The organism is Ruminococcus sp. AM26-12LB (assembly GCF_003480785.1).
In the GTDB taxonomy this organism is placed as follows: Bacteria; Bacillota; Clostridia; order Lachnospirales; family Lachnospiraceae; genus Blautia_A; species Blautia_A fusiformis.
Genome location: NZ_QUJX01000047.1, coordinates 300 through 613, shown reverse-complemented (window position 1 = coordinate 613; position 314 = coordinate 300). Strand labels below are relative to the sequence as shown.

Annotated in this window: 1 rRNA gene; it reads left to right on the top strand. The window is 48.7% G+C overall.

Annotated elements, in window-relative coordinates:
• Positions 1 to 3 precede the first annotated feature (3 nt).
• Positions 4 to 121: ribosomal RNA gene (rrf, locus tag DW694_RS16715) — 5S ribosomal RNA — on the top strand.
• The last annotated feature ends 193 nt before the right edge of the window (positions 122 to 314 follow it).

Here is a 314-nt window from a genome sequence, read left to right as displayed (position 1 = left end):
ATTTCTGGTGCCGATGCGGTTGGGGGACACACCCGTTCCCATCCCGAACACGACGGTTAAGACCCAATCGGCCGATGGTACTGCACTGGAGACGGTGTGGGAGAGCAGGTGGGCGCCAGATTAAAAAGAAAGAAACAGGCGAAGCTGCCTGATAAAAATAGAACGGGCACTGGAAAGTGAGCTCTGTTGGAAACAGAGTGGAACCAGAAGATTTTCGATAAGTCCGGTGCTAACCCTAAATCAGTCGGGAAGGACTGTTATAATAGCTGGTTTTTACCAGTGATCAGAGTTTACAAAAACAGTTTGTGAGTTCT